This window comes from Pseudanabaena sp. UWO310 (assembly GCF_006861605.1).
Classification (GTDB): Bacteria; Cyanobacteriota; Cyanobacteriia; order Pseudanabaenales; family Pseudanabaenaceae; genus Pseudanabaena.
The window spans coordinates 1-11,872 of the sequence record NZ_SELU01000061.1 but is presented as its reverse complement, the minus strand read 5'-3'; the positions used below and the strand labels follow the sequence as shown (position 1 = coordinate 11,872).

Below are 11,872 nucleotides of genomic sequence, written 5' to 3'. Positions count from 1 at the left end.
TGCTTCTATGATCGATATACCGTTCACCCTAGACCAATTACGCATTCTTAAGGCGATCGCTGCTGAAGGTAGCTTTAAACGCGCCGCTGATAGCCTATATGTGTCCCAACCCGCCGTTAGCTTGCAAGTCCAACACCTAGAGCGACAGCTAGATGTGCCTTTGTTCGATCGCGGAGGCAGAAGAGCACAGTTGACTGAGGCTGGGCAGTTGTTACTTTCCTATGGCGATCGCATTTTAAGCCTTTGCCAAGAGACCTGTCGCGCCATTGAAGATCTGCAAAATCTTAATGGTGGGACTCTAATTATAGGTGCTAGTCAAACGACAGGAACCTATCTAATGCCGCAGATGATTGGTTTGTTTCGCAAAAAATATCCTGAAGTCTCAGTACAACTCCACGTTCATTCTACAAGGCGAACTGCATGGAGTGTTGCGAACGGACAGGTAGACTTGGCAATTATTGGCGGCGAAATTCCTGCCGATCTACATGACTCTCTAGAGATTACACCCTATGCCGAAGATGAACTTGCGCTAATTCTACCAATTTCCCATCAGCTTGCTCAAGTTGGAGCCTTGCCGATTGACGAGTTATACAAGTTACAATTTATTACCCTTGACTCGCAATCAACTATTCGCAAGGCGATTGATCGCGTGCTTCTTGATAGTGGAGTCGATCCGCGCCAATTAGCGATCGCCATGGAGCTAAATTCAATTGAGGCAATTAAAAATGCTGTACAAGCTGGTTTGGGGGCGGCATTTTTATCAGTAACTGCGATCGAAAAAGAGTTGCAAATGGGGGCTTTGCAACAGGTGCGAATTGACGGAGTGGTCATCAAGCGTATGTTGTTACAAATTCGCAATCCCAATCGCTATCGATCTAAGGCAACTGAAGCCTTTTGTAATGAGGTATTACCCGTATTTCGAGATAAAGCTTAGTTGAAATCTAGTTAAAGCTAGCAAAGTCCTAAACCCATATAAAGCGATCGCGATAAAATAAAAAGTTCAAACCTAATTTTTCCCATTTTTCTTTTTCTTTCTAAACCATGAGCTACTTCCGCCCAGCCATTGATGCCATGACAGGTTATGTCCCTGGAGAACAGCCAAAGTCGGGTATCAAGGTTATTAAACTGAATACCAATGAAAATCCCTATGCGCCTTCGCCAAAGGCGATCGCGGCCTTACAAAACATTGATAGCGATGCTTTGCGCCGCTATCCTGACCCCTTTGCCCATGAGTTTTGTCAAGCTGTCAGCGAGGCTCTGGATGTACCTGCGGATTGGGTAATTGTGGGTAATGGTAGTGATGATGTTTTAAATATTTTGATCAGGGCTTGTGCGGAAGGGCGCGATCGCAAGGTGGTTTATCCGATGCCTACCTATGTACTTTATCGGACTTTATCGGCGATGCAACCTGCGGAAATCGTCGAAGTCCCCTATGGTGAAAATTTTCAGTTGCCGATCGCTGAATTAGTGGCCGCCAATGGAGCAGTGACTTTTATCGCCTCTCCCAATAGTCCTTCGGGACATGCCGTGCCTTTGGATGATTTACGCCAATTAGCAGGGCAGGTTTCAGGTATTCTAGCGATCGATGAAGCCTATGTCGATTTTGCCGAATATTCGGCTTTGTCTTTGGTGCGAGAGTTTGACAATGTAATCGTGCTACGCACCTTATCAAAAGGTTACTCCCTAGCAGGTTTGCGTTTGGGCTTTGGGATTGCGAATCCCCAGCTTTTGGCTGGGCTATTTAAGGTTAAAGACAGCTATAACATTGATGCCGTAGCGATCGCGGTTGGCACTGCCGCCATGCGCGATCAAGCATACAAAACTGCCAACGCCGAACAAGTCAAAACCTCACGGACTAAACTTACTTTAGCTCTCAAAAATCTCGACTATACCGTACTAGAATCTCACGGTAACTTTGTGCTTGCCACTCCACCCAAAGGCAATGCTGAAGAGATTTATTTAAAACTCAAAGAATCTGGCATTTTAGTCCGCTATTTTAATCAAGTCGGACTATCTGATAAATTACGAATTACCGTTGGTACTGATGAACAAAATCAAGCCCTAATTGATCTGTTATCCATTCTTTAAGCATCCATTCTTTAAGGTTTGTAGAAAATTTTCTAATTGGGTGTTGGATAGTTAAAGCATGATCGATAGATCTTTATCTTTTTACTTTCATAAAATTCACCTTCATAAAACGAATATTTTAACGTCAGTTCGGATTAAGCTGGCAAATTTTTCCAAAAGTAAAAGCCTTGCTACGCAAGGCTTTTACTTTTGGTATTTGAGAAAGGGTTTGCTACGCAAACCCTTTCTCAAATACCTTTTCAAATTATCCCGAATTCACGTTAAAGCAGGTTTATCCCAAATCACAAAATGGCTACGCCATTTTGTGATTTTATAGCTGCCGCCAGTTTTGTTAGGACAAAATCAAAACCCCAAAGAAAGTTGCTGCGCTCCGCGTGCCAACTCTCTTTGAGGTTTTATAGCTATCGCCAAATGTACGAGGACATAAACCCCAAGACTTGACTGGCGGCGCAAAGCGCCGCCAGTCAAGTCTTGGGGTTTGATTTGTCCTCATTCAAGTGACTGTAGCTATAAGGGACTTGCGAGAAAATAAGATGCCAATCCAGATTTACCAGAATCGGTGGCTCCGCCGCGCCACCGATTCTGGTTTTATATTTGGTACTTCATTAAATCGTAAGTCCCTAAATGCGATCGGTTAAAGCGATCGCTTTAACCGATCGCATTTACTGATCGCATTTACTGATCGTTTAATCGCTTCGGTTATCCGAAGCTCGTATTCCCAACAGTCGGTTAATATATACTGGTAGTCCAAAATCGTATTAAAGATCACGTTTGGCGCAATCCCCGTTTTAACTGCATTCGGTAGCTATGTTTAACTTAAAAAACCTGATTGGCGATCCTAATAAGCGCAAGCTTGACAAACTCCGTCCCGAAGTGGCTCTCATTAATTCCCTAGCCCCAGAGTTAGCGGCGCTGAGCGATCGCGAATTGCAAGGAAAAACAGGAGAGTTCAAACAACGACTCGAACAAGGTGAACCGCTTGACGATCTGCTACCTGAAGCCTTTGCCGTTGTTCGCGAAGCTGCCACCCGTGTTTTAGGGCTACGGCATTACGACGTACAAATGCTAGGTGGGATGGTGCTTCATCGGGGCGAAATTGCCGAAATGAAAACAGGTGAAGGCAAAACCCTCGTCGCAACCTTGCCCAGCTACCTCAATGCCCTCTCAGGAAAAGGTGTGCATGTGGTTACGGTTAACGACTACCTCGCCCGTCGCGACGCAGAATGGATGGGGCAAGTCCACCGCTTTTTGGGGATGTCGGTAGGCTTGATCCAAAACTCTATGGAGCCATTCGAGCGCCGCAAAAACTATAGCTGCGACATTACCTACGCCACCAACAGCGAGCTTGGTTTCGACTACCTCCGAGACAACATGGCGACTAGCATCGAAGAAGTGGTGCAGCGTCCCTTTAACTTTTGTGTAATTGACGAAGTTGACTCGATCCTGATTGACGAGGCGCGAACACCGCTGATTATTTCGGGAATGGTCGAACGTCCGACCGAGAAATATATTGGTGCAGTAACGATCGCGGCTCAATTACAAAAAGAAACCCACTACGAAGTTGACGAAAAGCAACGTAACGTCATCATGACCGATGAAGGCTTTGAGCTTGCGGAAAAGCTGCTTAATGTTACGGATCTATTCGATCAAGCCGATCCTTGGGCGCATTATGTGTTCAATGCCCTCAAAGCCAAAGAATTATTTTTAAAAGATGTCAATTACATCGTCCGCGATGACGAAGTGACGATTGTTGATGAATTTACAGGGCGCGTTATGCCCGGTCGCCGTTGGAGCGATGGATTGCATCAGGCGATCGAAGCCAAAGAAGGGGTAGCGATCGAAAATGAAACCCAGACCCTCGCGACAATTACCTATCAAAACTTCTTCCTGCTCTATCCCAAACTTGGTGGCATGACTGGTACGGCAAAAACCGAAGAAGCCGAACTTGGCAAAATCTACAATCTCGAAGTTACCACCATGCCTACCAACCGTAAGAGTGGAAGAGGTGATTGGTCGGATGTGGTTTACAAAACCGAAGCGGCGAAATGGCGAGCCGTTGCCGAAGAATGTCGCGAAATGCATGAAATGGGTCGTCCTGTGCTCGTGGGAACTACAAGTGTTGAGAAATCAGAAGTTCTATCACGTTTGCTCAGCGAAAAAAATATCCCTCACAACTTACTGAATGCGAAGCCTGAAAATGTAGAACGCGAATCAGAAATCGTCGCCCAAGCAGGTCGCAAAGGTTCGGTAACGATCGCCACGAACATGGCAGGTCGCGGCACGGATATTATTCTCGGCGGTAATGCTGACTACATGGCGAGGTTGAAAGTCCGCGAAAGCTTCATGCCGCAAATCGTTCGTCCTGAAGACGATAGCGACTTTACCAATGCAGGGCAGAGAATGTTTGGCGAGCGTCCCGAAAAGGGACAAGGCTTTGGCTCCAATACCGAAAAAGCAAGAAAGAAGAATTGGAAAGTCTCCGATAGTCTTTTCCCTTGCGAACTCTCTAAGGATGCGCAAGCCTTGCTGAAGGATGCCGTTGATTTTGCGGTCGATAAGCTGGGAAGAATGAGTCAAGCGGAACTCGAAGCAGAAGAAATGCTTGCGGTCGCCTCTGAGAAAGCTCCGACCGACGATGAAGTCATTCAGAAATTACGCGATGCTTTCATCCTGATCAAACGTGAATATGAAGCCGTGACCGATGCCGAGCATGAAGATGTTACTAAACTCGGTGGTCTCCATGTCATCGGTACGGAACGTCATGAGTCTCGCCGCGTTGACAATCAGTTGCGCGGTCGTTGCGGTCGCCAAGGTGACCCCGGCTCCACCCGCTTTTTCCTCAGTCTCGAAGATAATCTGATGCGGATTTTTGCAGGCGATCGCGTAGCGGGCTTGATGAACGCCTTCCGTGTAGAAGAGGATATGCCGATCAGTTCGGGAATGTTGACTAGCGCCCTAGAAAATGCCCAGAAGAAAGTGGAAACCTACTATTACGACATTCGGAAGCAGGTCTTTGAATACGATGAAGTCATGAACAATCAGCGTCGAGCGATCTATGCTGAGCGTCGCCGTGTTCTTGAAGGGGAGAATCTTCGCGATCGCGTTATCGAATATGCCGAACGCACGATGGATGATATCGTCAATGCCTATGTCAATCCCGAACTTCCCCCTGAAGAATGGAATCTTGTGGCGATGGTCAAAAAAATCAAGGAGTTTGTGAATCTGCTCCAAGATCTTGAACCAGAGCAACTCGATGATATGTTTTTACCTGAAATGCAAGCATTCCTGAGGGAAGAAGTGCGTCGAGCCTACGAAATCAAAGAAGCGCAAGTTGAAGCATTGCAAACTGGCTTGATGCGTCAAGCCGAGCGTTTCTTTATTTTGCAACGCATTGATACGCTCTGGCGTGACCACCTCCAAGCAATGGAAGCCTTGCGCGAGTCCGTCGGCTTGCGGGGCTATGGTCAAAAGGATCCCTTAATCGAGTACAAGAGCGAAGGCTACGAAATATTCCTAGATATGATGACCCAGATCCGTCGGGATGTTGTCTACTCGCTATTCGAGTTCGATCCTCGCCCACAGCAAACAGACACAATCGAAGCCGAATTTGTCTAATTAAATAGTCGCAACACCAAAAAGAGAGGAGTGGCATAAGTTGCCACTCCTCTCCTTTTGGTGTTGGGCGCTTTCAATATTTCAACATTTCAATATTTCAACGTTTCTGGCAATCGCTATATATTGCGGTTTTCATTTTGCCGTAGGCATAAGTAAACTTAAAACCCAGAAGAGCATACCGCCCGCTGCGCGGGCGGTATGCTCTCTGGTTTTGTTTTTTAATTATGCCTAGCTACTTATTAGGATTGTTTTTTTGTTTTCAAATGAGTACGCACTCATTTGAAAACTGCAATAGCTATCGTTCAAGAAGAGAAGGTTGGCGCTTTGCGCCAACCTTCTCTTCTTGGGGCTTGATCTTGTCTTAAGGCAAGGGGCGACAGCTATAATTATCTGAAAGAGATAAATTTAAGCGAGGCTCCAGATGATTTCTACTAAGAGCAGGATCGGTATTATCGGTGCGGGGACATCAGGTGCTTATCTCGCCAGTTTATTAATTCAAGAAGGCTTTCAAGTTGATTTGTTTGAGAAAGCACCCGTGGTTCGTACCGATGGATGTGGCATTCTGATTGTCCAAGCTGGCATGAAAGCTCTGCATGAAGGAAATCCGAGGATCAGCAAAAAAATTATCGACTCTGGCGATCCTGTTAAATTATTTGAGTTTCGCAATCTTAAGGGTGGATTGATCAATGCAGAAACCGTCACCTACGCCGAAGACGAACTACCAGGAATGCTCGTACATCGCAAGGCAATTTTAGAAGCAATTCTCGAAACCTTGCCAGCGAATATAATTCATTTTAATGCACATTTATCTGCAATCACACAAACAGAAAATAGAGCGATCGCCTATTTTAAGGATGGAAGTCATTGGGAAGGAGACTTAATCATTGGTGCAGATGGAATTCTCTCAAAGGTACGTCAGTCCGTCGCTCCAGATCTAAAACCATCCTACCTTGGCGATCTCGTTTGGCGGGGAATCGTAGTTGATGATAGCTTCTGTCCCGAAGGAAACTTTTTCGTTTACGTTCGTGGAAGAGGGATTTATGCGAACTTCTTCCATATTGGTGCAAATCGAACGCATTGGGGCTTCTTTGTCGAACAGGCGCTAGACGATTCAGAAATCGGCAGATTGCAACCTGCTAATATTGCCATTCCTCCTCAAGAATTAGCGAAACTACCTGAGGATGCCAGAAATGTCATTGTTTCTACCCCTTTAGAAAGTATTATCTGCCGCTATTCCTATGATATCGATCCCTTGCCCCAGATCTACAGTGGTCGAGTACTCTTAATTGGTGATGCGGCCCATGCCAAAAGTCCGACCCGTGCGAGGGGAATGACTTCTGGTTGGGAGGATGGACTATCTCTGGTGAAACATCTCAAATCTAGTCATAGTATTGCTGAAGCTTTACAAAACTTTCAGAATGAGCGATTACCCATCGTCCATGAATACCAGAGAACGAGTCGAGAAATGAGCCAAAAAATTGGTCGTCGTTAGAACTTTTATGGGTGATGGGCAGTCTAAAGCAAAGTCTAAAGCAAAGTCATCAATGCTAACCAAATAGCTTCAGCATGGACATAAACCTATGGATCGCATCGTACAGAAAGCTCATTTCTTAAGAAGGGCAGGATTTGGGGCAACCCTTGACGAACTCAACAGCGATACTACCCCTGACGCATTGCTATCAACATGGTTGAATACATCACCTGAGATCAATGTACCCGCACCAATGCCTATAGTCCAAAAAGGAAAGCAGGATCAGGCAAGAGCCCTGTGGAAATGGTTATTGCCGCAGATGGTAAAGGCAAGTAATCCTTTGCATGAGCGCATTGTCAACTTTTGGCGCGATCGCTTTGTGGTATCCCTTCGCAAAACTGGTCGAGCGCAACTCCTACTGGACTACGAAAGGAGACTCCGCACCTATGCTATGGGTGATTTCCAAGAGTTGCTGATGCAGATCACCACCAGCCCAGCCATGCTCAATTATTTGGACAATGATCAAAATCGTTCAGGCAAGATTAACGAAAATTACAGCCGCGAGGTCATGGAATTGTTTACCCTTGGGCAAGGAAATTACACTGAAAAGGACATCCAAGAAGGGGCAAGGGCGCTAACGGGCTGGCAAGTCAAATTGCGTCCTGAGATGGGCGTGGCGGATGTAACCTTTGTGCCTCGTCGCCACGATGACGGGCTTAAGACTTATCTGGGGCATACTGGCAAACTTAGCACTCAGGATGTGGTCGAAATCTTAGCAAACCATCCTGTTACCGCCAGAAAGTTAGCCGTGGATCTTTGGAGTACCTTGGCTTACCGCAATCCCGAACCTGAGATCGTAGATCGCCTTGCGGGGGTATACCAAAAGAATAATCGCAGTATCAAAGCAGTAGTGGCGGCAGTTTTTAATAGCCCTGAATTTTATAGTAGTAAATCCTATCGCAGCCATCTCAAAACACCACTGTATTTTGTCTTGAGTAGTTTGCGCCAACTGCAAATCGAGTCCGATAGCGATCGCGTAATTGGCGACTTACGGGCAATGGGGCAAGTTCCCTATAATGCGCCATCGGTGAAAGGTTGGCAGGGAGATCAGGGTTGGTTGACTGCGCCTTCTTTATTGACAAGGATTAATGTTGCCCAGCAATTCACGAAGGAGTATGGCGATGATGGTGGATTTAAGTTCGATCCCGATCGCTACAGTGCTAAAGATATGGTCACAGTGCTGCTGGATGGTAATGGCGATCGTCAATTAGAATCGCAATTTACGGGGTTATCTAAGCGGGAAATTGCTGCCTTGATTCTCGCTTCGCCAATCTATCAACTGGCTTAAATCCAACTTAAATTTAAGCAAAAGTAAGCCCTGTCAAGCTGAGTTGATCGTTATTTTAGAAACACTTGAAAGATGAGCAGAAGGATAAACAAGGAATATGAATAGAAGAGATTTTCTCGCCTTGATGAGCAGCACAGCCGCGATGGCGATCGTCGCTCCCAGTTGCAGTAGCGCTGCTTTAAGTAGCGATCGCAAAACCCTTGTCGTAATCGAACTCGCAGGGGGGAATGATGGGTTAAACACGATCGTTCCCTATAATGAGGCCAATTATCGCAAACTGCGCCCTACGATCGCGATTAAAGATGGGATTCCCATTTCCAATCAAGCCGCCTTCCATCCCGCTCTCAAGGAGCTAAAGCCGATTTTAGACAAGGGACGTTTGGCGATCGTTCAGAATGTCAGTTATCCCAATCCCAATCTCTCGCACTTTCGTTCTAAGGAAATCTGGCAAAGCGCCCATCCTCAAGGAGCAAGCGATACGGGTTGGTTAGCAAGGTATTTAACCGATGTGAAGGCGAAAACTGCCGACGCGATTTTTCTTGGCGAAGAATATCCCCTCGCCCTTACAGGTGACAGCGATCGCTATCTGCAACTATCTCCCAATCTAGCCGTTCAGCAACGGGGGAAACTGGGAGAGGCAATGCGCTCAGTTTATAACAATCCCCAAGGTTCCGAATTTGCGGAACAGGTGCGCCGCTCGGTTCTTGATAGTGAGGAGGCTGTCAAACAACTCACTAAGGATCTCAATCAACGTCAAGCCAATCATGGCTATGCTAAAACGGGAATTGGCAATCAATTTGCGTTGCTAGGTCGAGTTTTAGAGTCACAGCCAAAGGTGGTATATCTAACAATTGGCGGTTGGGATACGCACGCGGGACAGATACGCCGCCACCAGCAATTGCTGGGCGATCTGGGTGCAGGGCTAGCTGCCCTCGATCGCGATATCCAAGCCCATAATATGCAAAAAAATGTCTTAATTATGGTACAGAGCGAGTTCGGTCGTCGTCCTGCCGAAAACGGCAATGGCGGAACCGATCATGGTACGGCTGCTCCCGTTCTGTTATTGGGAAATGTACGTGGTGGTTTATACGGTGGTCAACCCGCATTAGATAGCCTCGTTCAAGGCAATCTGGCAATGCAAGTAGATTTCCGCAGCATTTATGGCGAAATTCTCAAGCAATGGGAAGGAATTACGGCATCCAAAGTCTTGGATCAAGATTTCCCGAAGGTTGGTATTTTATAAGCATCTAATCATATACCTATCACCACTTGCGTTACTAAGTAGCTAGGCATAATTAAAAAACAAAACCAGAGAGCATACCGCCCGCGCAGCGGGCGGTATGCTCTCTTCGCTATTTACAAGCATTTTTCGTCTTGGGTTTGACTTCCTTCGTCACATCATCTCTGACTTCCATCTCGGAGCTATTGCAAATAATCCGACACTTTCATCGGCTTGTTTGTTGATATAGCTATAGTCAGTAATGTTAGGACAAACATCAAACCCAATAGAGAGTTGCGGCGCTTCGCGCCCCCTCTATTGGGTTTGATGTCCTGACTTAAGTGAATATAGCTATAAATTCTCATGGACAAATAGTAAAGGAATAATCGCAAATAAACGAAGAATTGCGGAAAGTACAAACACCCCGAAAATTCCTTCATAATGGGCATATTGGGCTAGAGCCCCTCCTACAGTTGTACCTAATGCGCTGCTCACACCTGCGATCGCTGAGGCGATCGCAAAAAAAGTGGCATGATGTTCCATCGGGGCAATACCAATCTGAATATTATTACTCCCTAAATCAATTGCTGCCCAAGTTCCCCCTAAAAAAAGATGGAAAACGATCAAATATAACCACAATTGGTCTTGTACTTGGGCTAGGCTCGTTATCAACCAAAATAGAGGCGTAATTGCGATCGCTATACCCACAAATATTAATAAAGGACGATTGCCAAAGCGATCGCTTAATCTTCCCCATACTAATAGCATCAACATATTTGCACCACTCGATAGACTGCTGAATACTGTTACCCAAGTGATATCGACCCCCAGATTCTCTAACATATAGAGATTAAAAAAGGGCGCACTGAGATTTACAGCAAATCCCCAAAAAGCAACGTAGATTAGAAAAACGATCAGATTGCGATCATAAAATGGAGCGATGAGATTGTTAAATAGATTCGTTTGAGGGTATTCCTGTTCTCTTTCCCGTTCAGATTGATATTCGATTTGACAAGCAGTTCGATATTTTTGAGGATTGATATCGATCATAAATTGTTGACAGGTTAAACTCGCTACACCCGCTAAAATCCCCCCACTCAGTACCAGTCCATATCCTGTTATGCTTCCACCCTGCCAATTAGCGATTATAAAACTGGCGATCGGTAAACAAAGCAAGCCCGTAACATTACTCACAATGCTACGCACACTGTAGTAGCGACCGCGTAGTTTCGCAGGAACTAAAGCTGCGAGCCAACTCATCCAAGAAGCACTACCTAGAGCCGCTAAGATATTGGAAGTAAAGACCAAAGTTAATGTTAAATAGACTAGTTCGTTAGACAAATTGGCATTTGAACCTTTCAGAATAAGGGCAATGAGTAGCACCAACCAAAGGAGTCGAGATGGTAAAAATGTCCAGATCCCATAGTTACGGCGACTATGAGAGCGATTAGATAATAAAGCTCCTAAAGGCTGTAACAAATTCGCTAGCATTGGCAAAGAAACTGCCATCCCAATCTCAAAAGGACTTGCACCAAGATCTATCAAAAAGCTACTGAGGAGAACGCCACTTGTGATATTGCTAAAAACCGTTGATAAACTCCCATCAATGCTCGATGCTTGAAGGCTAGTACGGATCGATACTTTTAGTTCGCGATCTTCTTCAGCATATGTTTTGACGATCAAAATAAACCTAAATGTTGATAAATTGTGTATTCTCAAAAAAGAGATAAGCTATGTTTGGAAACATCAGTTAATCGGCAAAGGGCTTACGAAGCAAACCTCAAAAAGCTCTGGTCAGAAATAAAGTTTACTAATTCCTTTATTAATTCCTTTCCTAATTCAAGGATAAGGTAAGTAGCTAAGAGTAAACTTAAAACCTAGAAGAGCATACTGCCTGCATAGTGGGCGGTATGCTCTGTGGTTTTGGTTTTTAATTATGCGGAACTACTTATAGCGGTTTCTAATTAAGCAAAGAATAATTTTTAAAGGATAGCATAGTCAAGAGGAGAGTGTAGAGTATTTTGTGTAAAGTCTGGGATATATACAGAGAGACAATCTAGACACACAACTACTAACACCAAAACAGATGAATATACGCAAAGAACTGCTCGATGAATTGTTGCAAGAATGT

The 11,872-nt window shown here is 45.3% G+C and carries 7 protein-coding genes; 6 read left to right on the top strand and 1 reads right to left on the bottom strand.

Features of this window, described 5'->3' with window-relative positions; translation table 11 throughout:
- Window positions 1–7: 7 nt before the first annotated feature.
- The 6 genes from PseudUWO310_RS17845 (at window position 8) to PseudUWO310_RS17820 (ending at window position 9,765) form a co-directional block, all read left to right on the top strand.
- The gene (locus PseudUWO310_RS17845) at window positions 8–934 is read left to right on the top strand and encodes a LysR family transcriptional regulator (protein WP_142603657.1); all 927 of its coding nucleotides are present in this window, start codon (window positions 8–10) and stop codon (window positions 932–934) included.
- A 107-nt stretch (window positions 935–1,041) separates the two neighbouring features.
- The gene (gene hisC / locus PseudUWO310_RS17840) at window positions 1,042–2,088 is read left to right on the top strand and encodes a histidinol-phosphate transaminase (RefSeq protein ID WP_142603655.1); all 1,047 of its coding nucleotides are present in this window, start codon (window positions 1,042–1,044) and stop codon (window positions 2,086–2,088) included.
- A gap of 807 nt (window positions 2,089–2,895) precedes the next feature.
- A complete protein-coding gene (gene secA / locus PseudUWO310_RS17835; RefSeq protein ID WP_142603653.1) occupies window positions 2,896–5,703 on the top strand; it encodes a preprotein translocase subunit SecA in 2,808 nt (935 codons plus the stop codon).
- 421 nt (window positions 5,704–6,124) lie between these two features.
- A complete protein-coding gene (locus PseudUWO310_RS17830; RefSeq protein ID WP_142603651.1) occupies window positions 6,125–7,195 on the top strand; it encodes an FAD-dependent monooxygenase in 1,071 nt (356 codons plus the stop codon).
- Between the two features lie 88 nt (window positions 7,196–7,283).
- Entirely contained in the window at window positions 7,284–8,522 is a 1,239-nt protein-coding gene (locus tag PseudUWO310_RS17825; protein WP_142603649.1) for a DUF1800 family protein, read from the top strand.
- A gap of 97 nt (window positions 8,523–8,619) precedes the next feature.
- A complete protein-coding gene (locus PseudUWO310_RS17820; RefSeq protein WP_142603647.1) occupies window positions 8,620–9,765 on the top strand; it encodes a DUF1501 domain-containing protein in 1,146 nt (381 codons plus the stop codon).
- A 327-nt stretch (window positions 9,766–10,092) separates the two neighbouring features.
- Here PseudUWO310_RS17820 and PseudUWO310_RS17815 read toward each other — a convergent pair whose 3' ends face one another.
- Window positions 10,093–11,424: an MFS transporter gene (locus tag PseudUWO310_RS17815; RefSeq protein WP_142603645.1), complete on the bottom strand. Its 1,332-nt coding sequence runs from the start codon at window positions 11,422–11,424 to the stop codon at window positions 10,093–10,095.
- Between the last annotated feature and the right edge of the window lie 448 nt (window positions 11,425–11,872).

Coding starts and splice junctions, on each gene's coding strand:
- PseudUWO310_RS17820 (WP_142603647.1), top strand. CDS start 8,620: ATGAATAGAAGAGATTTTCTCGCCTTGATGAGCAGCACAGCCGCGATG.
- hisC (WP_142603655.1), top strand. CDS start 1,042: ATGAGCTACTTCCGCCCAGCCATTGATGCCATGACAGGTTATGTCCCT.
- PseudUWO310_RS17825 (WP_142603649.1), top strand. CDS start 7,284: ATGGATCGCATCGTACAGAAAGCTCATTTCTTAAGAAGGGCAGGATTT.
- PseudUWO310_RS17830 (WP_142603651.1), top strand. CDS start 6,125: ATGATTTCTACTAAGAGCAGGATCGGTATTATCGGTGCGGGGACATCA.
- secA (WP_142603653.1), top strand. CDS start 2,896: ATGTTTAACTTAAAAAACCTGATTGGCGATCCTAATAAGCGCAAGCTT.
- PseudUWO310_RS17845 (WP_142603657.1), top strand. CDS start 8: ATGATCGATATACCGTTCACCCTAGACCAATTACGCATTCTTAAGGCG.